A 20755-nucleotide genomic window follows, 5' to 3' on the forward strand; every position below is an offset into this window, starting at 1 on the left:
TAATTCAAAATGACGGAGTTGGTTTGCGCTAATGTATTCAGAGTCTATTTGAAACAGTGTAATTAATTCCGGCTCTACAATAAGAGCCGCTCACGAAGTCGATAATAGTTCCATATTTCCTTCAATATTTCTGAAAATCAATTAATTAGCCCTTCTTTGTAGTCTTTGTATGACTAACGGGTATAGCACCAGAGAAAACAGGATCATTACGAAAGCAATCGACAAAAATGTTTCTTTCAACTCAAATGAATCGGGTAACAACAAAATAAGTGCAATTGATACTGCTCCTCGCGCACCAGCAAAGTTCAGCAACCAAAATTCTTGATGAGTCAGGCTCTTACCTTCAAGGCTAATAAAAGGCAAAAGTAGAAAAATAGCAATTAACCGCGCAACCAACAGCAGTACTAAAGAAGCTATTACCAAAGAAAAGGTAAGCAGCTCGAATGAAGCGAGTCCGATGAAACTTGCTCCTAACAAGAAGAACAGGCAGGCGTTGGCAATATATTCAAAATAGTCCCATAGATGTCGCTGAATAAGGGTATTATTATCGGGTTCTGGGCGTTTATAGCCATAGGCTAGAGCTGCCGCAAACACCGCCAGAATACCTGAAAAATGTAGGCTTTCAGCTAGCAATAAACTGCCATAGGCTAGAGCCATAGTCATATTAGTTCTTAACGTAAAGTGTTCCCCACGCCAATAAGCCAGTAACCAACGCGCGGCTCTCCCCAAAACCACACCGATGATTAAGGCACCAATAATGTGGGTTAACAAGCTTGCACTGCTATTTATTAGGCTGAATGTTTCCCCTTCAAACATAAGCAACACAAAGACTCCAAAAACCGTCACCACAAAGCCATCATTAAGGATGGATTCCCCCTCAATCAGCAGTTTACGTGACTCTTGAATTTCTTTATTTTCATGTAATAGCGCACCAATTGCTAATGGATCTGTTGCTGAGATAATAACCCCGAACAGCAACGTTGCTAGCCATGGCATGCCAAACACAAAATGAAGGACGGCTCCAATAACTGCCATGCTGATCAGAATGCCGACACTTCCGATCAAACTGGCCGGAACCAGCACATTTCGAATATGATGCAAGCAGATTTTTTGTGTAGATGCAAAAATCAACAAGGGAACAAAGGCATAGAGGACTAATTGGGAATTTAGTGTGATTTTAGGCAACCCCAATCCTAAATAGGTAGACAGAAATCCGTACAAAACCCCCAGTAATAGCACCCAAACAATATCAGGCAACACCATAATGCGGTGTGAGTAGTAGGTCAGTGCATTAAGCCCTACAAGACCCAGAACCAAAAAAACAATTACCAGAAATGAAATATCGTGCATAACCTGAGCCCCCGGAGACTTAAACACTCGACAATTCCACCGGAACAGAGCGCATAGTCTGACAGTTCTGCATCAGCGACAATTGCGCTCATGAATACTCAAAGCCGGAGGACATGTCCTGATTATCCATACGTCACACCGCTTCCGCCTAGCCCACAGTAGCCGAGAGGATGCTTAGCAAGATACTGTTGATGCTTCTCTTCGGCGTAATAAAAAGGCGGCGCGAGCTCAATCTCTGTCGTGATTCGACCATAGCCGGACAGCGAAAGTTGTTTCTCATAGCGCTCCAGCGACACTCTCGCCGCCCTGGCCTGCTCATCGGACGTCGCAAAGATAACTGAACGGTATTGCGAGCCGATATCGTTCCCCTGGCGAAGACCTTGCGTGGGATTGTGTCCCTCCCAAAAGCACCCGAGCAACTGTTCATAGCTAATCAGCTCTGGGTCGTAAACGACCAGCACAACCTCGGCATGTCCGGTGTCTCCTCCGCATACCTCTCGATAAGTCGGATGCAATAGCTTTCCGCCAGCATAACCAACCGCCGTGGTGTACACTCCCTCAAGCTCCCAGAAGCGCTTTTCAGCGCCCCAAAAGCAGCCCATGCCGAAAATGGCCGTTTCAAGCCCAGGAGGGAACGGCGGCTTTAATACCGTTCCATTGACAAAGTGGCTAGCCGGAACGGCCATTGGCACTCGTTGTCCCTGTATCTTAGTATCGTCTGAATGGCTCATCGCTTGTGTCTCCTGGAGTAATCGTAGTGCCTTGCTACATGTCCTTCCCCTTGGCAGCCCGCAGCACAGGGTAATATTGGGTAAAGACCCAGTCATCTTCAGCCAAGTTCTGATGACAGGCTATGTTGCACGAAGCCACGGGTTGGACATTGAACGTTACCTAGTCTGCATCCAGTGTCGGGTAAGCCTCCTCATATACCAAGTCGGTACTTTTGGCAGGAATATGGCAGCCAAGACAATCCACTTTGTAGTCAGTGGCTACGTTTTTTGTGGGAGCATCAGGTTTATACAAGGCCCAGCCCCAAACATCACCCCATAGCGGATTATCGGTAAAGCGTCCCTTAGTGTCTTTGACCATCACAAACCATTGTTTAAGACCATCGGTTGCATAGCTGATATCACGGCCAGTGGTGTAGTTGCCCGTTTTGGCAGTCCGAAGCTCCTTGACAAGCGTGGCACCGTCGGGAAACTTTCGGTATGCTTCAACTGTCGCTTTTTCGGTATACACATCGTGGAAACCGCTGGCATCGCCCTTGGGTACAAACCAGGATCCTAGGTGTACCATGGAGGTACGAAACTCAGGCGGTAAACTGATGTTGCCTTGTCCATCAAAATAAGGAGAAAAGTTGTCGTCTGCCATGAGCAGAGGTGCTACCACGACGATCATCGTGAACACCAAGCTAGCACTGGTTTTGTAAAGTCGAATCAAAATCTTCTCCCCATTTCAGTAATATCTAAATTGGAATAGATTATCGACACAGAAAAAGTGAAGTAGTGTGATGCCTACTCACTATTCATCGGAATCGAAAAGATACAAATATTCACCATAGCCTTGCGCCTTAAGCTCAGTACGCGGAACAAATCGGAGCGCGGCAGAATTTATACAGTAGCGTAAATTGGTTGGAACTGGGCCGTCTGGAAATAGATGACCGAGGTGCGAATTAGCATCACGAGAACGAACCTCGGTGCGGATCATTCCGTGACTTCGATCGCTGATTTCGATGATGCGCTCGGCAGCCAGTGCCTGGAAAAAGCTGGGCCAGCCACTGCCGGAGTCGTACTTGTGTACAGAGGCAAACAGCGGCTCGCCGCTTACGATGTCTACGTAGATCCCTGCGTCTTTGTGATCCCAGAATTCGTTGTCGAATGGCCTCTCGGTTCCGGAGTTCTGAGTTACCTCGAACTGAATCGGTGTGGGATTCGATAGTTGACTAGATTTATCGCTCCGCTTGGTGTCAGACATAGCCCTCTCCTCGAAATAATCGGTGCTGGCTCCACAGATGGTAGCGCACGATAGGTGTGTAAAAAGAGAGTAGTTGCCAACGCAGTTATCGACCAATATCGATTTGTTAAATGTCGATAAGTGATGCTTATAGTACGGCTTGAAGCTCAAGGAGGAGCAAACAACGCTTGTCTAGGACAGCTTTGATACTGACCAATCGTACTTGGTTGCATGCTCAATCAATTCATCCAGTGCGGGCGGGATTTCGGTTTGGTTGACGACGGCGAACTCTACTCTGCGAGACAGCGGCGGGTCAATAATCGGTCGATGGTCGATTTCTGTATGCAAGAGTGAAAATCGCGGAATCACGCTGACCCCCATACCGTCTCGGACCATGCTTTGAATCCAATCTTCACGCTGACTTCGGAATGCAACATCCTGTTGGAGATCGTGTCTGTCATAAAATTCAATCATCTCTTGCCTGAATTCACAGTGCAGCCTGTCAACATAGCGTTGCTTTGCAATCGCCCTAAGGGGAACTGCATCCATCTTTGCAAATGCATGGCCTAAAGGAAATGCGACAACCATTGCCTCCTCAAATAATTCGACGTAACGCAACTGTGAGTGGGGCGAGTTATGATGTGCGCAAAATGCACCGTCGAGCGCTCCGGAGAGCAATAGGCTCGGAATAGACTCTGGGGTTACATCGTGTAACACGATCGAAACCATCGGGTGCTGTATCTGAAACGTGTCTAGCATCGCGGTGATCAACCATGGACCGATCGTGCACATAACCCCAATGTTCAGCTCAGCGATTTCACCTGAAGTTACCGCTTTCGCGGTGGTCCGCACCAGGTGTCGGGTGCGGTCGATTTGTTCGAAATATCCTCGTAACGACTTACCCAGTTCAGTGATTTCGGTATACCGGCCGTCGCGAAGAAAGAGCTCACCGCCTAGCTCCACCTCCAAGCGCTTGATCGCCTGGGTCAGTGCTGGCTGAGAGACATAGCATTGCTCGGCTGCACGGGTAAAATTCAGTGTATCTGCGAGTGCCAGGAAGTAGCGTACCTGATTGAAATCCATGATTACTCCGATCATTGGCTAATAGCTGCCGATATTCACGAGGGCTCGTTTCTAAAAGAGTGGCTACCTTATCTGTACAAAATGCCGTCAGCGTTGCAACAAGAACAAGTTGCGCCCGTGAGATCAGAAACTTCCATTCTGTTTAGAACAGTTTAACTGTATCTTTAAGCCCAACTTCCAGATATTTAACGATGCTCTGAAGTATAGTGTGTCCTAGTAGCAATTGTATTCCTCACATTTATTTGTCTGGATAGATAATTGAGGCTCTTGCACACCTTAGATAATGGGGGCTGCATTGTTAACTACTCAAACCAATGTCTTCAACCTACCGTTTCACGATTCTAGCGTAATATGTATAGCTAATAGGTGAGTCTGGAGTACTTACTATGTCAAATCAAAATCGATAAATATCGTTCTGTTTTAGGATAATATTCGTACACAGTAAGCGCATGTTTACTCGGCAAGTATGGGATGTCTAATGTATGCGCCCCATGATCCCACGGGGCGTTTTAGTGTGTGAAGTTCCATGGTAGAAGTGAGGCGACATCTGGTTCTGGCTTGGCTAGCTCTTTCATGCACTTTACCAGATAGTCATACACGATGAGGTCATTTGCCTTTGCGGTTTCGATGATGCTATAGAGCATTGCGCTGGCATTCGCTCCTTTAGGTGTATCAGAGAACAGAGTTCTTTCGGCCGATAACCAGCGGTTTGATTGCACGTTCAGCTCGATTGTTATCGATAGATAAATGCCCATCCTCAACATAACGTATCAGTTTAGGCCACTGACCCACCGTGTATTTTATCGCCTTTCCTAGCTGGCTCGACGAGACTATTTTTTGTTTGCTAAGCCATTGGAACAAGTCATTCAGCATCGGGATGGCGTGTTCTTGTCGTTCAACTAACCGCTGAGCAGCAGTGAAGCCTTTTATCCTCGACTCCAATGCGTAAAGCTTCTGGATCTTGGCCAGCACAACATCCGCTTTACCTGTTTTCCCTTTCCCTTGAAGCTTCTTGGCATCCATGAACTTACGACGAGCGTGTGCCATGCACCCTAGATGCTCAACGTAAGCTAGACCGTCATAAGCTTTATAGCCATCCGTTTGCAGATAGCCGTTATACGTTCCGAGGAAAGCCGTTGGGCAAGCCTGTGCCCGACTGTTTTGGTAGTCGAACAACACGATGTTTTTCACACCTCCAAGCGATGCCTTGGGTGAGTCAGCCCCCGAGCAGTAAACCCACATATAACATTGCTTATTTTCCTTTAGAACATTGAGTGGTGTTTCATCTGCCTGCACTACTTCTTGACTCAGTAATGTCTCTTTTAACCGTTGGTACAGCGGAGTAAAGCACTCACTGACCTGCATAACCCAACGCGCCATTGTGGTTCTTGGTAGATCGATGCCCGCCAGTGAAAACAGCATTTCCTGACGATAAAGCGGCAAGGCATATTGGTATTTACCGAGGATAATATTGGCAAGCAAGGTTTCTGTGGCATAGCTTTTCGGGATAAGAGCTGTAGGTGCTGGCTGTTGTTTGATAGCAACGCTTTGCGCATTTTGTTCGCATTGCCGACAGCCATATTTCGGACGAACGTATTCCAGTACTTTTAATACAGCGGGGATGAACTCAAGCTTTTCACTGACATCCTCACCGATTTTGTGTAACTCTCCTTGGCAGCACGAGCAGACTTTCTCTTCCTCGGTTAGATCAAGAACGATGCGTTCACGAGGGAGATCTTTAGGAAGAGGCTTGCGCTTACCACGAACTTTCTTGCCTGAAGTGGTGACCACTTCTGTCTGCACTGGTGCAGTTGCTTCTTGCTCCACTTCATTGAACAAGTCACCTTGTGCTTCATCATAAGGCTTAAGGGATTCAGCACGTTTAGCGAACTGGCGATCCAAGGCCAGTTTAAACTGCTCAACAAGAGATATCTTTTCTGTTTCTAACCGTTCACATTTATCCATAAGAGACTGCACCATCGCTTGAAGCGCAGTGACATCTTGGCTTTGAGGATTAATATCAGGCATCGTTTTCATGGTGTTTATTATACTAAAAGCGGTATAACAACACCCGGCACACCTGTCTTTTATAGCGTTTAACTCATTGTAAAATCGTGTATTTCAATGGGTTCATGGCCGATAATCGTGAAGCCTGCAAGTAACTGTTCAAGCTCCATTTTGCTTAAGGTAAACACCTGATTTTTCTCTTTTGACGGCCACTTGAACTTGTTCTTTTCAAGTCGTTTGTACCAAAGAGCGAAGCCTGTTTTATCCCAGTAAAGTATTTTGATTTTGTCACGTTGTTTGTTGGTAAACAGGAACAACGCACCAGTATTAAGAGGCAAATCGGTATCACTTTCAACCAGCGCAGCCAGGCCGTTAATCGATTTACGAAAATCAACAAATGCGCGATATAGATATATCGCAGGAGGATTGATGAGCCCATTCATGATCGCAGTGCCTCAATAAGTTCAGCCAGATAAATGGCAGGGGTTCCTTGAGGGATGCTTAATTCCATGTCACCAATACTTAGCGCCATATTTGCTACGGGAGCTTGTGCAGCATGATATTGCATTGTGCGCTCGGTGATCTGCGCACGCACAAAGCCGCTACCTCGCTGCTCATTGAATACTTTTAATTTCTGTCGTTTAGCGTAAAAAGCTGAGGTGGTAAGGTTATTTTGACGGCAAAACTCTTTAATTGTGAGAGAACTTTCCTCACACTGATGAAATAAGGTTTTCCATTCCTGGTCGCTACAGCGTGGTGCCATGATCTCGCCTCCGTAAATCATTAAAGACAAGATCATAAGATGTGATTTCAGTTAATTGAATGCGGGGTTTATGGCTCGCTTACAACTTTTCAAAACTAGGACATTACTGCTGACTATAATGGCCAGCAGTAATGATCACATATTGAACTTATATGTACAGCAATTAACCACATGCAAAAGTACAACTACTTACACCCCAGATTAAAAAGTTGAATAACATTCAGTTGTAAAATCGTAATCTGTACTAGAAGTAGCCTCAGGTTTAGGATAGGCGATCAGCCAAGAATGAACATCTTGGATTATTTGGTATTCACATTTTTCCTCAACAACTGTACCTCGAATGACTTTTATACTAGAATCATCCTCAATTACAAAAGTATGAGACGGATTTTTAATTTTATAATACTGACCTGTTAGTTCATTTCTAGTGATATACAGTGCAGTTTTTAGTAAAGATGATAATACTTCAGATAAATACTCACTGTCTCCCTCGATGAGTTTTTGACTTTGAGAGTCAGTTAACTTAGGACTGTATACCTGAATCAGGTTTTTATACTTTAACTTTTGTTTCCGACTATTGCTTTTTTCTTGTAATGGTAACCAAACAATCGATTTTAGTGAAAGCTTCGTCATGCCACTATTACTAAAGAAAATAGGCTTGATATTTATAGTGTCAGGGTCTGCATTTTCCTGACTTACCAGCTGGAAGCTATAATCCCCTATGAGGTCAATTAGAGATATCTCTTTTGACATGCTTATTAGAGGTAAGATTTTTTTGTTAGCTTGTTCTTGCTCCTTAGTTAGCTTTTCATTCCTTTCAGATTCCACCAAGGAAGAGTGTGTACCAATCTGAACTAGCAAACCGATTAATCCAGCTCCACCTTGATACATCATTGGCGAGGCGTCAGCGGTGTTGTTTTGTAAATATAGCCCGCGCAAATCGACGTTTGTGTTTTTCGCAAAACTAAACTTAAAGTTCGCTTTATCAATATGGTTGCCTGCTATTAGATTTACATGTTTAGCGTAATCATCTCGGTAGGGTGTGCTGCCACACCCTATCAAAGTTATAGTGAAAATTATTAATAAAAATCGCATATTTTTCATTCAATAACTAACATGAATTAAATGGCGCTTTTGATTTTTTTCTTGCCATTTTCAATTGCTTGGTAATAAGATGTCGTCACACTTGGAAAGCTAGTTGGCTCATCCCACTCACCAGATGGCTGAATTATTTCATTGATTACCATATATTGAACGTATGCATTGGTGTTTAGGTCAACTGAATACAGTAGTCCAGCGACGTGACCTTGTGGATCTCCATTAGGTATATAATTACTGAAACTACGATACGCTCCATGACGAGATATCTGTAAAACCACTAATAAATCAATGTCAAAGTTTTCTTTTAATACTCTGAAATCTTTTTTAGCAAAACCCAGTTCTCCATTAAAGTCATTTAACTCGTTTATCGAAGTTGGTAACTCTATCAACTCTACATTTTTTGAACGCTCAGAGTATTCGGATAGCACCAAGTCTCTCATCTTAGTTAGTTCATCAGTTGTAATCGTAGTTTCTAGATGAGTATCCAGTTCACTTGTTAATGCAGATGCTACACCATAGCAAAGCAAACAATCTGCTCCAAATATATGGGTCGTTGCTTTTTCCTCAGGAGAAGTATAAACAACACCAATTTTCAAATCATCCTTGGAAAACAAGTTAGTGTTTAATGTAACGGTTGGTTGAGGTGTGCTACTACATGCTGTCAATAGTAGAGCTAAGCCAGCAATAGCAAGGTGTTTAAATTTATACCCTAAATCTCTCATTTTATCTCCTAATGTATTGTTTTTTAAGCGCGATTAGCCTTATATAATGCACATGAGCGCTTATTACTTCAAACCAGTGAAAAACCAGCGCTAATTTTCAATTTTTTCAGAGAGATAACCATTTCGCACAGATAATATCATGAGCAAAGTGAGCTTTTTTGTTATCTTTCCGAAATTAGCCTGTTATTCATGCAAATTTTTGGCGCAAGTTACTGTATACCCTGCAAATATGCAACAACAATGATAAGGAAAACCCATAGAACTCACATATCGTGCATAAATTCTCAGTATTTAGATAATGCTATATGCACACTCGGCAAAGATGTAAGACAACAAATGACTAACAGCCCTTTTCTTGAACCTATCCATAGCAGTTTGTATTTTGGTTGCATGAGAAAAAATAAGGTATTTTGTCATTGATAAAGTATGAATGAGTTCTAGCTCTAGCAGAACGCACTCAGGGTTTTTCTTGAAATTGTGGGTGATGTACGAACGATAAGTTCGACTTAAACCAGTCGCTGTATTACAGGGACGGCCTCATTAAAAACCCCTACAAAAAGCACGATACTAAACGATTTCAAGGTAAGACCTTATCCCAAATTGCCAAGATGGAATATCGAACTATTAGCCTGACAACAGTCACTAACCATATCAGAAAGTTAAATACATTCAGCAATTGGCTGGTTGAAAATGGTTACTTGCAGAAAAACCCACTCGCAAAAGTTAAGGTGAAGAAGGATCGCTCTGACAAAGAAGCCGTCCGGCCATTCACCCAAGAAGAACTTTCGATATTGTTTCAGACCGATATCTATACCAAAAAGAAATACTATCGAGCCTATCACTATTGGCTGCCATTGCTCGGCTACTATACAGGAGCCAGGAACGAAGAGTTATGCCAATTGTATACTGATGATCTTGTCCTAGCCGAGGGGAGCTCTACATGAGATTATGAAGCTCTAGCAAGAGAGAAGACTATCTTACTTACTTACTTACTTACTTACTTACTTACTTAGATAGTTTTTGACTTCATAGATCCCCACAAGTTTCTTCTGCAGAGGACACTTGCTTTGCTTCTCTTCACCCACCTCACTCACTAATCATATGAAAGATACAATTAGCAGCCTTGTTCGCTAGCTTTCAGTATCTTATAAACCTGCTGGCGGCTTATACTATGTTTGTCTACTATCTTGCTCTTTGGCATACCAGAAACAAGATCGGCTAATACTGCTTCACGGTCAGTAGTTCGCTTGGTGAGCATATCAATGCAAAACTGGTTGCCTATTTGAGCAGAGTATAGGAATTTGAATTACACTTTTGATTGGAGGTGATAGGTAAAAGTTAGTGTGATCTGTTTTGTGATCTATAATGTGTTACAGGAAAGAGGTTGGACCAGATAGCTTATTGAAAAATAAGTATATTTCAGATGGGTGGAAGCCCCCACCAGCCACATCCCGGCACACACGTCACCCGCTGCGGTTGCTCCCTTCCGGGCCTGGCCGAGTTCACAGGTTAGTGTTGCGGGAGGACCAATGGGGGCCTCCATAGATTCTTTGTCTCTGTTCGAGAACGGAACAGATTATCCAACAAGGCAGAACACAATGCAAGGTGATAACGCCCTGAACCATGTCAACTGCTGATTTATTACCCAAACTGGCTGCTAATCTGTTTGATAGGATGTTTCTTAGTAAGATTTAACGCTTTCTGTCGCGGTTCACTAACGGTTTACAGCTCTTCTTCAGGCTCTTCGAGCAGGAACTCTCCAAGCAATGCCGCACCCAAAATCAACAACCAGGCCACTAACACCGGATTCGGGACTTCAAATTGCGGTGTGACAACTAGCGTTGCAAAACCGACCGCCGGTAAAATCCAGACTAAGCGTGGGATCCAATCACCAAGCTTCACTTTCTTCATACCTTGCAAGGCTGCTATCAGGCCAGTAATACATAACGCCACCAGCGCGGCATGCTCCATGCCTCCGACCCACAACGGGATCACCAGAAACAATGGCCACCAGGTATTACCGTCTACATAACGCCAGTTTCTGGCTGTGTACCAAATCGCGGAAACAGCAACAATCTGAACTACCGTCGCGAACACGCTGCCAGCAAGCTTGCCTTCGCTCTGAAGTGCCATCAGCCCGACATCCATCGCGAGCACAACCGAGATTAATAGCGCCCCCAGCTGCCAATTGCTTTTGGGCGAGAAAGTTACTGAAAAAATAGGTAACATCATAAAGATGCTGATGGAAAGCGCGAGTGGTTGTTCAGGCAGTACAATACCAAAAGAAGCAAGTGCTATCAGTAACAGCCAGGCCGCAACACCACCTTGCGGCAATAACCATAGCGCGGGTATAGCAAGGGCCAGTGCGGGCAGATCTCCCTGGCTATGGCCTAATGCACTAACACCTAGTGCAGTCAGCGCAATACTGACCAAAACGAGTAACGCGGCATACAACATGGCAGCACCTCCTTGCGTTATCCGATAGTGCGAAGGAGAACGAATAGAAGCCAGCAACTATCGGTATATATCTTATTTTTGCTTCAGGTTTAAATATGGACGACTTTCCAAGTCAAATCTACACCCAAATTCACCAAATTCCTTTCGGCAAAGTCACAACTTACGGGGATATTGCTAAATTTTCCGGTTTTCCTGGTTATGCACGTCAGGTCGGGCGCTTAATGGCTAACCTGCCAGAAGGTTCAACTTTACCCTGGCATCGCGTGATTAATGCGAAAGGGATGATCTCGATGACAGGCAACGATTTGACCCGTCAGAGAGTGAGACTGTTGGCTGAAGGGGTGGAGGTGTCAGAGACAGGCAAGATATCACTGCAAAAATACCGCTGGAATGGCGTGCCGGTCTCAAACGAAAGAGTAAAGAACTGAGTGTTTACTTTACTTTAACTAAGATTAAATTTAGCTTGTTTGTTGCTGCGGGATCGGTGATCACATGGTTGGCAGTATCGGTGATAAACATCAGCTTACCATTGACTTCGATACGTGCGCTTACTGCATAGGTATGATTTTGCTTAACTTCATCCAGCTTATAGTCCAACTGGAAGTAAAAAGGCACTTGTTTACCGTCAGCAATGAATGACTGGCTACTGATCACCTCTGCAGCTGCGTCCATTTTAGACACATCAGCTAAAGCCACGGTAATGCGTGCATTGTCTGGTAAAGAAATCAGCTCAGCATAGGACAGTGAACCTTCAACATTGCTCATATCAGTGTCGGTCTGAACCAGGTTAGTACAAGCCGTAATAACAAGGGCAAATACTAATGCAAACATTAGCGCAATAATTTGTTTCATGATGATCCCTGATTAAAACCAAAACACAATTTAATAAAAGTATGATTACTATTAAATAGCACTTGATTTTGTGCTGTAGTTTCGTAATAACACTATCCCGACCGAGTAATTGAGTGATCACTCAGAAGGGGTCAATAATAGCATGGTAATTGGAGCCACAATGAGCAAAGAACTGAATGAACTTCTCAATCTGTTACATTTAGAGCCTCTGGAGCAAGGGTTGTTCCGGGGCCAGAGTGAACATTTAGGCTTACCTCAGGTGTATGGTGGTCAGGTTATCGGTCAATCACTATCTGCCGCAAAAGAAACGGTCGACAGTCAACGCCATGTTCACTCTTTCCATAGCTATTTCTTATTACCCGGCGATCCTGAAAAGCCAATCATCTATGATGTCGAAAAACTGCGTGACGGCAGAAGCTTCAGTACCCGCCGTGTGAAAGCAATTCAGAACGGACGTCCCATTTTTTATCTCACCGCATCTTATCAGGCAGTAGAAGAAGGATTTAATCACCAATCAACCATGCCAGATGTCGCCGGACCTGACGGGCTCGCTTCTGAAAAAGAGCTGGTTCAGTCAATCGCGCACCACCTGCCCCAACAAGCCGTAGATACGTTCGGCCGCGATCGCCCGATTGAAGTTCGTCCTGTCACGGTCATTAATCCGCTGAAACCACAAGCCGCAGAGCCAAAGCAGTATCTCTGGATCAAAGCCAACGGCGAAATGCCAGATGATCCGCGGATCCACCAATATCTGTTAGCCTATGCATCTGATTGGGGGTTTCTGGTAACAGCACTACAACCACACGGCGTCACCTTGCTGACGCCTAAGATGCAAGTTGCCACGATCGACCATTCAATGTGGTTCCACCGCCCGTTCCGCCTCGATGAATGGCTGCTGTATGCCATCGACAGCCCGTCAGCCAGTGGTGCCCGTGGCTTAGTGCGTGGCGAGATATATAACCAGAAAGGCGAACTGGTCGCTTCCGCTATTCAGGAAGGCCTAATGCGCCAGCGCCAACCATAACGGTGGCAGCCGCAGGGGCTGTTTAACCCGGCCCCTGTCGCACCCATGGTACGGAAAAATAGCAGAATATTAAAAAAAATTATTAATCATTAGCTTGCCGATAGTTGGTTTTATAAATACCACTTTATACCGTGAATTAAACCGGTAGCGCAGTGGTATATTTTAGCGGTTCCATGGCAAAGGTAGAGGTCACATTGGTCAGGCCTTCTACACTGTTAACCAGCTTCTTATAGAACAGATCAAACGCCGCCATATCGGCTACCTGTACTTTCATCATGTAATCGTATTCCCCTGCCATGCGATAGAATTCCATCACTTCCGGAAACTCCGACACCGTTTCGACAAAGCAGTGGTACCACTCTTTTGAGTGATTACTGGTTTTTACCTGGACAAATGCTGTAAAAGATAATCCCAGCTTAACCGGATCAAGCAGCGCAACTCGCTGACGTAATACCCCGTTTTCTTCTAACCGCTTCAAGCGCTTCCAGCACGGCGTGGTGGTCAGGTTAACGGCATCGGCCAGCTCCGCTAAAGCCGTGGTGCCATCTTGCTGTAATAATCGAAGTAACGTTCTGTCTATGTTATCCAAGCCACTCATTCGATTTCCTTAAATCAAAATTATGGAGAAAAATATTCCCCATACTAAGCTCGTAACAGTAAATAAAGCAACGTTTTTTCCTTTAGTTGCAGTGACCATACTGACAATATGATCGTTTATGGGGTAGACCTTCATTCATGATCTGATTGACAAAATCCTCCTCATCCGGCACTGAGTCTTTTCTCTTATGTCGCTCTGCGGTAGCATTGCAACTGCCAGCAGATCACGCTCTGGTTGGTATTATCTTATTTATATAAATCAGATAGTCGGTACCGACTGTTTTTCGGTAAGGCTACATAACACAGGACACATCTCCCATGCGTAAAGCCGTAGTAGTATTCAGTGGCGGTCAGGATTCCACTACCTGCCTTATTCAAGCAATCGCCAACTACGATGAAGTACACTGCATTACTTTTGACTATGGTCAGCGCCATAAGCTGGAAATTGAAGTTGCGCAGTCAATCACCAAAGAACTCGGTATTACCGCCCATAAAGTGATGGATGTCGGCCTGCTAAATGAGCTGGCAATCAGTTCGCTGACTCGCGACAACATTGAGGTATCACACGAACTGCAAGCCAATGGCTTGCCAAATTCGTTTGTTCCTGGCCGAAATATCCTCTTTCTCACCCTAGCTGGGATCTATGCATACCAGATCGGCGCTGAAGCGGTGATCACCGGTGTCTGTGAAACTGATTTTTCCGGTTATCCGGATTGCCGTGACGAGTTTGTAAAATCATTGAACCAGTCGCTGGTATTGGGGATGGATCGTCAATTAAATATCGACACCCCTCTGATGTGGCTTAATAAAGCAGAAACCTGGGCGCTGGCGGATCAGTACGGTAAGCTCGACTTTGTACGAGAGAAAACCCTGACCTGCTACAACGGTGTGATTGGTGATGGTTGCGGTGACTGTCCTTCTTGCGATCTGCGCCGTGCTGGCCTGGAAGATTACCTTAACCATAAAGAAACGGTCATGGCCGAGCTCAAAGCCAAGCAGGAAAAAGGCGACGCCTGATATAAATGCCCTAATTTAAAAGATAAAAAAACCGGAGTGATTACTCCGGTTTTTTATTGTCCGTCATTCTTCGATTAATCGCGGTAGAGCGAAAACTCGTCCTGACATTCAAGCAGTTGTTCACGGGTCATCATAAATACCCCGTGGCCGCCATTTTCAAATTCAATCCAGGTAAGCGGAAGATGCGGATATTGCTCTTCCATGTGGACCATGGAATTACCCACTTCACAGATAAGCACACCATCATCTTTCAGATAATCGGGAGCGTTAGCAACAATACGACGCATCAGTTTCAGGCCATCAGTACCCGCTGCCAGGCCCAGTTCAGGCTCGTGGCGGAACTCTTCAGGCAAGCTTTCCATATCTTCCTGATCTACGTACGGCGGATTCGTCACGATCAGATCGTATTTATCTTTTGGTACATCACGTAACAAATCCGATCGCAGCGGGGTTACCTGCTGCTCTAGACCGTGGTCTTGAATGTTCTGCTCAGCAACATCAAGTGCATCCGTCGAAATATCAACCAGATCCACTTCCGCATCAGGAAATTCATACGCACAGGCAATGCCGATACAACCACTGCCGGTACACAAGTCCATAATACGCGTTGGTTCTTGCTTCAGGAATGGTTCAAAGTGATTTTCAATCAGTTCGCCAATCGGTGAACGAGGCACCAAAACACGCTCGTCGACGAAAAATTCCAGGCCACAGAACCAAGCTTTATTGGTCATATAGGCAACAGGTGTATGATCGTTAATGCGCCGGATTACACGCTCCACCACACGCAAGCGTTCGCTGCCTGTGAGACGCGAGAAACGTACTTCCGATGGAATATCTATCGGTAAATACAAGGTTGGCAACACCAGTTGTACTGCCTCGTCCCACGCATTATCAGTGCCATGACCATAAAAAAGACCTGCAGCATTGAAACGGCTGACCGTCCAACGTAGCATGTCCTGCAAAGTATGAAGTTCGTTGACGGCCTCGTCGACAAAAATCTTATCCAAAATAGCCTCCGAATAACGCTACAATACCGCTATATAGTTGTTGGAATTTCATTATGAGTAAAAAAAAACCAGACTTAGAAGATGATTTTGAACTCTTCCAAGATGCGGTAAAAGGCGTAAAAAAGTTCACGCATGATACCATAATCACACCACGTCGACAGGGAACAAAAGTTGATAAGGCGCAAGTCTTGGCCAAAGAGACGCAAAACCATGAGTTTTATTTTTCTGATGAGTTTGAACCGCACCTTAATGAGCACGGGCCGACCCAGTATGCCCGTACCGGAGTCTCTAAGTACGAAGTGAAAAACCTGCGTCGGGGGGTGTATGTTCCAGATATGTTCCTGGATATGCACGGAATGACTCAGCAAGAAGCCAAGCGCGAACTTGCGGCTTTAATTGCAGCCTGTATTAAGGAAAACATTTCTTGTGCCTGCGTCATGCATGGCATTGGCAAGCACATTCTGAAACAGAAAGCGCCCCTGTGGCTGGCACAGCACCCTGACGTAATGGCCTTTCACCAGGCACCACTAGAATTTGGTGGTAACGGTGCCCTGCTGGTATTGATTGAAATTCCGGAGAGATAGACGTTGAGATGCGAGAAGCGAGTCGCTAGAACCGAGGATAAATGCTCTCGGAACTCGTCTCTCGCTTCCCGTCACTAATAAACATATTTAGCAAGCGCGCCAACATTAAGCACCCGACCATCCTGAATCAGGGTAACTTCACCGCTGTCACAAATCTGCATCCGGGTCTTCAACGCACCCTCGCTGTAATAATGCTCACAAGAGCCATTACGGGCACTGTCGATACGCGAGAAAATAGTGATCCCGCCTGGGCTTAAGATATTGGAAGGCGCGGAAAATGTTAATGTACTGCCCGATGTCGAAATATGCATTTCTTCACTGACACCATTTGCCCATTTAATAGCACCATTAGCATTGATACTGACTGTTTTTGGTCCTATCACACAACCTGCTAATAAGGCTGAGCAGATAATAACGAATAATTTACCTTTCATTGCAACGCTTTCTTCTGTCTTTGATGCGTGAATCATAACAAACTCGACAAGTGAATAAACCGTGTCAGGTTGGATAATCCGCATAAGAATACCCATTAATGGAATGAATAGCTGAATTTGCTCAATAGCCCGTTATCCCGCAGGGATGTCTTGCCATAAAAATTCTGAGGTCTCTGTATCGGGATTATATTCAATTGCTGCCATAGCCGATGTCTGGAACATTGGCGGTGACATGCCAGACACCACTTCTGCCGTCAGGTAACCAACCAGAGGTAAATGTGAAACCAACAATAAGGTTTCTGGCCGTTCAACAGCAATAGTCGCTTTAAGGTAGGCGGCGACTTCTTGCGCTTCGCCATATGGCGTGATTTCATCAATGTTCACTACCGCCTTGGCCGCGGGTAAAAGATCGGCCATTGCTTGCCAGGTTTGCTGAGCACGTAAATACGGGCTGACCCATACGATATCCAGCCTCTCTCCCAGATGAGACGCCAGCTGGTTCGCCATCTGCTTCGATTCCAGTTCGCCACGCATCGTTAACGGACGTTCAGCATCGCTAGGAGCAAAATTCTGTGCTTCACCATGACGCATGATAAAAATTCGCATATATCTTATCCAAAAATCAATCTTTCTGCCGGTATGCTAACAACTCCTTTCATGGCTGAATACTGATTCTGACATTTCTCTTCCTATTCCGTGACCTCGTATTAATAAAAACGAATAACATTGTATGCATGTGGTTGATATCTCAATTTCAACAGAAATGATCGCCGTGTCTCAAGCGTCTCTCCCTCATTCACGTTAAGCGCGGTGAATATATGGTCATTTTATACTCAAGTCAGTTCAAAAGTCAGAATCCCGTATAACGAGATGGTTGGGGGATATATAATTTCAGGATTTGCCAGCCTGCCCTCTGAGCGTCATACTTAGCCTAATTCCCTTAGAAAGTAGGCCCTTCCTGTGCACATTAGTCCAAACGATAACAAGCAGTACCGCTATTTGACCTTAGATAATAAGCTCAAGGTACTTCTGGTGCATGACATCAATGCACCTCGTTCTGCTGCAGCACTTTCTGTCAAAGTCGGGCATTTTGATGATCCTGCTGACCGCCAAGGTATGGCCCATTTTCTTGAGCATATGCTGTTTCTTGGCACAAAAAAATATCCGAAGGTCGGTGAATTCCAGACTTTCATTAACCACAGCGGCGGAAGTAATAATGCCTGGACGGGCACAGAAAACACCACTTTCTTCTTTGAAGTGAGTCCGCATAATTTTGAGGAAGGGTTGGACCGTTTCGGCCAGTTTTTTACGGCGCCGTTATTCAATGAAGAAGCCGTCGACAAAGAACGGCAAGCTGTTGATTCTGAATATAAACTAAAATTAAAAGATGATGTGCGCCGTCTTTACCAGGTGCACAAAGAGACCATCAATCCAGCCCACCCTTTTACCAAGTTTTCGGTGGGGGACCTGACCACATTAGATGACAGAAACAATCTTTCTGTCCGGGAAGAGTTGCTGGCCTTTTACCATACTCACTATTCAGCAAATTTAATGGGGCTGGTACTGCTTGGGCCACAATCGCTAGACGAATTAGAAAACTATGCCCAGACGTACTTCAGCCACATTAACAACACAGACGAGCCTAAACCTGTCATTACAGCCCCTCTGGTAACCGAAAAAGAAAACGCTCAATTTATTCAGATTGAACCCATTAAAGAAGTGCGCAAACTGACGCTGTCGTTTTCGTTGCCTTCGGTAGATGAGTTTTATCAGCAAAAACCGCTCTCGTACCTGGCGCACTTATTGGGCAATGAAGGGCCAGGCAGCTTAATGTCATTGCTTAAAAGCCGAGGACTTATCAATACATTAGCGGCAGGCGGAGGCATTAACGGCAGTAATTTCCGCGAATATACTGTCAGCCTCAATTTAACCCCCAAGGGGCTGAATAATGTCGATGCCATCGTGACGTCAGTTTTTCAGTATATCGCCCTGATCGAGCAACAAGGCCTCGATGCATGGCGCTATAAGGAAAAACAATCGGTTTTAGAATTGGCTTTCCGCTATCAGGAAAAAAGCCGTCCGCTTGATACGGTCAGCTATCTGGTGATGAATCTGCTCCACTATGCTCCGGAAGATGTCATCTACGGTGATTATATGATGACAGATTATAATGAACCGCTACTGCGTGATCTACTGGGGTATCTACGCCCCGATAACATGCGCCTTGTACTCGTTGCGCAAGGACAACATTACGATAAGATCGCGCAGTGGTACCACACCCCATATTCTGTGACGCCGTTTACTGCAGAACAGTTATCTCGATGGCAACAGGTCAAACTGGATCCCGAGTTATTACTGCCAGAACCAAACCCCTACATTTGTGAACAATTAGATCCTCATGCTCTGGCGCCGGGATCTGAACTTCCCCCGCAGCTGATCCAGGATCTCCCGGGATTCCGTTTATGGTATAAGCAAGAGCATGATTTCCGGGTTCCCAAAGGAGTTGTCTATGTTGCGATTGACAGCCCGCATGCCGTCAACTCTCCACGTAACATTGTGAAAACCCGTTTATGTGTAGAATTGTTGCTTGAGGCTATCAACGAAAAAGCTTACCCGGCAGAAATTGCGGGGATGTCTTATAACCTGTATGCCCACCAGGGCGGTGTCACCCTGCAGCTCTCTGGCTTCAGTGAAAAGCAGCCCCTGCTGATGAAGTTAATTCTCGATCGCTTTGCCAACCGTACATTTAATCAGGACCGCTTTGATAACATTAAAGCTCAGATGCTACGAAACTGGCGTAATGCCGCGCAAGATAAGCCGATTTCTCAGCTGTTTAATGAGTTGACCGGGCTGCTGCAACCCAATAATCCCCCTTACCCGGCATTGATCGAAGCACTGGAGTCGGTTGAAGTCGATGAGCTCCCGGCCTTTGTTGAGGCAATGTTTGCCGAGCTCCATATTGATACCTTTATCTACGGCAACTGGCTGAAAGATGATGCACTGGCACTGGCTGAAATCCTGAAAAATGCATTCCGCGTGACCGATCAGCTTTACGGCGAATCACAGCGTCCGCTGGTCCGTCTGGCCCAGTCAGGCACCAGAACTTATGAGATCATCTGCAACCATGCTGATTCTGCTATTCTGATGTACTACCAGTCGCGACAAACCACCCCGCGCAAGATTGCCATTTACACTCTGGCCAATCACCTGATGTCGACGACCTTTTTCCATGAGTTGCGAACCAAGCAGCAGTTGGGCTATATGGTAGGCACGGCAAACCTACCGCTAAACCGCCACCCTGGATTGATCTTCTATATTCAGTCGCCCGTTGCCGGTCCGCAGTATTTGTCCGAGGCCATTGATGATTTCGCCAATGCCTTTGCCTTGGTGTTATTAGAGCTCAATGAAGCGCAATGGCAAGCCAGCAAGCAGGGGCTGATTGCACAGATTTCGGAGCCTGATACCAATTTACGCAGCCGCGCTCAACGTTACTGGGTGAGCATTGGCAATAAAGATAATGAATTTAACCAGCGTTCAAAAGTAGTTCATGAGCTAACCGCGCTAAGCCGTGCCGATATGGTGCGTTTTATTGTCGATATCGTTAAGCCCCGAACATCCAACCGTCTGGTTATGCACTGTAAGGGCCAAGCGCACGCAAACCTTGAGCCATTAGATATCGGCCAGCCAATTGAATCAATAACGGAATTCCAGCAACAAGCCAGGTAATCCAATTCTCAACGACCATCTCCCTCCACCTCTAAATCAAAAGGCCTGCAGATGCAGGCCTTAAATTTAGGCAGGCAA

General features: G+C 45.3%; 21 protein-coding genes, 1 other RNA gene and 2 pseudogenes. 6 read left to right on the forward strand and 18 right to left on the reverse strand.

Annotated features, from left to right (window positions below; translation table 11 throughout):
- Positions 1 to 141: 141 nt before the first annotated feature.
- The 10 genes and pseudogenes from C9I89_RS02165 to C9I89_RS02215 form a co-directional block, all read right to left on the reverse strand.
- A complete protein-coding gene (locus C9I89_RS02165) occupies positions 142 to 1350 on the reverse strand; it encodes a cation:proton antiporter (protein WP_107281850.1) in 1209 nt (402 codons plus the stop codon).
- 122 nt (positions 1351 to 1472) lie between these two features.
- Entirely contained in the window at positions 1473 to 2081 is a 609-nt protein-coding gene (gene msrA, locus C9I89_RS02170) for a peptide-methionine (S)-S-oxide reductase MsrA (RefSeq protein ID WP_107281691.1), read from the reverse strand.
- Positions 2082 to 2241: 160 nt separating this feature from the next.
- Entirely contained in the window at positions 2242 to 2790 is a 549-nt protein-coding gene (locus C9I89_RS02180) for a cytochrome P460 family protein (protein WP_245905381.1), read from the reverse strand.
- Between the two features lie 81 nt (positions 2791 to 2871).
- Positions 2872 to 3276, reverse strand: a pseudogene (gene msrB, locus C9I89_RS02185) (peptide-methionine (R)-S-oxide reductase MsrB); the annotation flags it as partial.
- Between the two features lie 219 nt (positions 3277 to 3495).
- On the reverse strand, positions 3496 to 4386 hold the full coding sequence (locus C9I89_RS02190; RefSeq protein WP_170107598.1) for a LysR family transcriptional regulator: 891 nt from the start codon (positions 4384 to 4386) through the stop codon (positions 3496 to 3498).
- Positions 4387 to 4895: 509 nt separating this feature from the next.
- Positions 4896 to 6423 (reverse strand): annotated as a pseudogene (tnpC, locus tag C9I89_RS02195) (IS66 family transposase).
- Between the two features lie 59 nt (positions 6424 to 6482).
- Positions 6483 to 6836: an IS66 family insertion sequence element accessory protein TnpB gene (tnpB, locus tag C9I89_RS02200; protein ID WP_107281695.1), complete on the reverse strand. Its 354-nt coding sequence runs from the start codon at positions 6834 to 6836 to the stop codon at positions 6483 to 6485.
- A complete protein-coding gene (gene tnpA / locus C9I89_RS02205) occupies positions 6833 to 7156 on the reverse strand; it encodes an IS66 family insertion sequence element accessory protein TnpA (RefSeq protein ID WP_107281696.1) in 324 nt (107 codons plus the stop codon). Before tnpA ends, tnpB begins: the two co-directional genes overlap by 4 nt.
- A 201-nt stretch (positions 7157 to 7357) precedes the next feature.
- Positions 7358 to 8260 (reverse strand): hypothetical protein, encoded by a 903-nt coding sequence (locus C9I89_RS02210; RefSeq protein ID WP_146155035.1) that lies wholly within the window; start codon positions 8258 to 8260, stop codon positions 7358 to 7360.
- A 17-nt stretch (positions 8261 to 8277) separates the two neighbouring features.
- The gene (locus C9I89_RS02215) at positions 8278 to 8979 is read right to left on the reverse strand and encodes a hypothetical protein (RefSeq protein ID WP_107281698.1); all 702 of its coding nucleotides are present in this window, start codon (positions 8977 to 8979) and stop codon (positions 8278 to 8280) included.
- Positions 8980 to 9587: 608 nt separating this feature from the next.
- Between C9I89_RS02215 and C9I89_RS02220 the strand changes: the two genes are divergently transcribed.
- Complete coding sequence (locus C9I89_RS02220; protein WP_107281699.1) at positions 9588 to 9923, forward strand: site-specific integrase; 336 nt, start codon at positions 9588 to 9590, stop codon at positions 9921 to 9923.
- Between the two features lie 170 nt (positions 9924 to 10093).
- On the opposite strand, the gene C9I89_RS23020 is transcribed toward C9I89_RS02220, so the two are convergent.
- From C9I89_RS23020 to C9I89_RS02235, 3 genes are all read right to left on the reverse strand, one after another.
- Positions 10094 to 10237, reverse strand: a complete 144-nt coding sequence (locus C9I89_RS23020; RefSeq protein ID WP_107281700.1) for a helix-turn-helix domain-containing protein — start codon at positions 10235 to 10237, stop codon at positions 10094 to 10096.
- 177 nt (positions 10238 to 10414) lie between these two features.
- Positions 10415 to 10511: signal recognition particle sRNA small type (gene ffs / locus C9I89_RS02230), an RNA gene on the reverse strand.
- A 190-nt stretch (positions 10512 to 10701) separates the two neighbouring features.
- Complete coding sequence (locus C9I89_RS02235; protein WP_107281701.1) at positions 10702 to 11436, reverse strand: VP0952 family biofilm-associated protein; 735 nt, start codon at positions 11434 to 11436, stop codon at positions 10702 to 10704.
- A gap of 95 nt (positions 11437 to 11531) precedes the next feature.
- Between C9I89_RS02235 and C9I89_RS02240 the strand changes: the two genes are divergently transcribed.
- Positions 11532 to 11864, forward strand: coding sequence for an MGMT family protein (locus tag C9I89_RS02240; RefSeq protein WP_107281702.1), 333 nt, complete (start codon positions 11532 to 11534; stop codon positions 11862 to 11864).
- A gap of 4 nt (positions 11865 to 11868) precedes the next feature.
- Here the strand turns inward: C9I89_RS02240 and C9I89_RS02245 are convergent, their stop codons facing one another.
- On the reverse strand, positions 11869 to 12288 hold the full coding sequence (locus C9I89_RS02245) for a YbaY family lipoprotein (protein ID WP_107281703.1): 420 nt from the start codon (positions 12286 to 12288) through the stop codon (positions 11869 to 11871).
- Between the two features lie 160 nt (positions 12289 to 12448).
- Between C9I89_RS02245 and tesB the strand changes: the two genes are divergently transcribed.
- On the forward strand, positions 12449 to 13312 hold the full coding sequence (gene tesB / locus C9I89_RS02250; RefSeq protein ID WP_107281704.1) for an acyl-CoA thioesterase II: 864 nt from the start codon (positions 12449 to 12451) through the stop codon (positions 13310 to 13312).
- A 136-nt stretch (positions 13313 to 13448) separates the two neighbouring features.
- Here tesB and C9I89_RS02255 read toward each other — a convergent pair whose 3' ends face one another.
- Positions 13449 to 13910 carry an Lrp/AsnC family transcriptional regulator gene (locus C9I89_RS02255; RefSeq protein WP_107281705.1) on the reverse strand — a complete coding sequence of 154 codons (462 nt, stop codon included), beginning with the start codon at positions 13908 to 13910 and terminating at the stop codon, positions 13449 to 13451.
- 317 nt (positions 13911 to 14227) lie between these two features.
- On the opposite strand from C9I89_RS02255, the gene queC reads away from it, so the two are divergent.
- The gene (gene queC, locus C9I89_RS02260; protein WP_107281706.1) at positions 14228 to 14926 is read left to right on the forward strand and encodes a 7-cyano-7-deazaguanine synthase QueC; all 699 of its coding nucleotides are present in this window, start codon (positions 14228 to 14230) and stop codon (positions 14924 to 14926) included.
- Positions 14927 to 15000: 74 nt separating this feature from the next.
- Here the strand turns inward: queC and prmB are convergent, their stop codons facing one another.
- The gene (gene prmB, locus C9I89_RS02265; protein WP_107281707.1) at positions 15001 to 15933 is read right to left on the reverse strand and encodes a 50S ribosomal protein L3 N(5)-glutamine methyltransferase; all 933 of its coding nucleotides are present in this window, start codon (positions 15931 to 15933) and stop codon (positions 15001 to 15003) included.
- 53 nt (positions 15934 to 15986) lie between these two features.
- Between prmB and smrB the strand changes: the two genes are divergently transcribed.
- Positions 15987 to 16517 carry an endonuclease SmrB gene (smrB, locus tag C9I89_RS02270; protein WP_107281708.1) on the forward strand — a complete coding sequence of 177 codons (531 nt, stop codon included), beginning with the start codon at positions 15987 to 15989 and terminating at the stop codon, positions 16515 to 16517.
- 74 nt (positions 16518 to 16591) lie between these two features.
- Here the strand turns inward: smrB and C9I89_RS02275 are convergent, their stop codons facing one another.
- Together C9I89_RS02275 and sixA are read right to left on the reverse strand one after the other, a co-directional pair.
- A complete protein-coding gene (locus C9I89_RS02275) occupies positions 16592 to 16987 on the reverse strand; it encodes a hypothetical protein (RefSeq protein ID WP_245905382.1) in 396 nt (131 codons plus the stop codon).
- A 96-nt stretch (positions 16988 to 17083) separates the two neighbouring features.
- Positions 17084 to 17557: a phosphohistidine phosphatase SixA gene (sixA, locus tag C9I89_RS02280; protein WP_107281709.1), complete on the reverse strand. Its 474-nt coding sequence runs from the start codon at positions 17555 to 17557 to the stop codon at positions 17084 to 17086.
- A 354-nt stretch (positions 17558 to 17911) separates the two neighbouring features.
- Between sixA and C9I89_RS02285 the strand changes: the two genes are divergently transcribed.
- A complete protein-coding gene (locus C9I89_RS02285; RefSeq protein WP_107281710.1) occupies positions 17912 to 20677 on the forward strand; it encodes an insulinase family protein in 2766 nt (921 codons plus the stop codon).
- The last annotated feature ends 78 nt before the right edge of the window (positions 20678 to 20755 follow it).

It is taken from the genome of Photobacterium lipolyticum, assembly GCF_003026475.1.
GTDB classification, from domain to species: Bacteria; Pseudomonadota; Gammaproteobacteria; order Enterobacterales; family Vibrionaceae; genus Photobacterium; species Photobacterium lipolyticum.

Excerpts from the sequence above, each read along its gene's own strand:
- tnpB (WP_107281695.1), bottom strand. The coding sequence starts at position 6,836 with ATGAATGGGCTCATCAATCCTCCTGCGATATATCTATATCGCGCATTT.
- queC (WP_107281706.1), top strand. The coding sequence starts at position 14,228 with ATGCGTAAAGCCGTAGTAGTATTCAGTGGCGGTCAGGATTCCACTACC.
- C9I89_RS23020 (WP_107281700.1), bottom strand. The coding sequence starts at position 10,237 with ATGCTCACCAAGCGAACTACTGACCGTGAAGCAGTATTAGCCGATCTT.
- tesB (WP_107281704.1), top strand. The coding sequence starts at position 12,449 with ATGAGCAAAGAACTGAATGAACTTCTCAATCTGTTACATTTAGAGCCT.
- smrB (WP_107281708.1), top strand. The coding sequence starts at position 15,987 with ATGAGTAAAAAAAAACCAGACTTAGAAGATGATTTTGAACTCTTCCAA.
- C9I89_RS02275 (WP_245905382.1), bottom strand. The coding sequence starts at position 16,987 with ATGATTCACGCATCAAAGACAGAAGAAAGCGTTGCAATGAAAGGTAAA.
- C9I89_RS02255 (WP_107281705.1), bottom strand. The coding sequence starts at position 13,910 with ATGAGTGGCTTGGATAACATAGACAGAACGTTACTTCGATTATTACAG.
- sixA (WP_107281709.1), bottom strand. The coding sequence starts at position 17,557 with ATGCGAATTTTTATCATGCGTCATGGTGAAGCACAGAATTTTGCTCCT.
- C9I89_RS02235 (WP_107281701.1), bottom strand. The coding sequence starts at position 11,436 with ATGTTGTATGCCGCGTTACTCGTTTTGGTCAGTATTGCGCTGACTGCA.
- C9I89_RS02215 (WP_107281698.1), bottom strand. The coding sequence starts at position 8,979 with ATGAGAGATTTAGGGTATAAATTTAAACACCTTGCTATTGCTGGCTTA.
- C9I89_RS02165 (WP_107281850.1), bottom strand. The coding sequence starts at position 1,350 with ATGCACGATATTTCATTTCTGGTAATTGTTTTTTTGGTTCTGGGTCTT.
- tnpA (WP_107281696.1), bottom strand. The coding sequence starts at position 7,156 with ATGGCACCACGCTGTAGCGACCAGGAATGGAAAACCTTATTTCATCAG.
- msrA (WP_107281691.1), bottom strand. The coding sequence starts at position 2,081 with ATGAGCCATTCAGACGATACTAAGATACAGGGACAACGAGTGCCAATG.
- C9I89_RS02245 (WP_107281703.1), bottom strand. The coding sequence starts at position 12,288 with ATGAAACAAATTATTGCGCTAATGTTTGCATTAGTATTTGCCCTTGTT.
- C9I89_RS02240 (WP_107281702.1), top strand. The coding sequence starts at position 11,532 with ATGGACGACTTTCCAAGTCAAATCTACACCCAAATTCACCAAATTCCT.
- C9I89_RS02190 (WP_170107598.1), bottom strand. The coding sequence starts at position 4,386 with ATGGATTTCAATCAGGTACGCTACTTCCTGGCACTCGCAGATACACTG.
- C9I89_RS02220 (WP_107281699.1), top strand. The coding sequence starts at position 9,588 with ATGGAATATCGAACTATTAGCCTGACAACAGTCACTAACCATATCAGA.
- C9I89_RS02210 (WP_146155035.1), bottom strand. The coding sequence starts at position 8,260 with ATGAAAAATATGCGATTTTTATTAATAATTTTCACTATAACTTTGATA.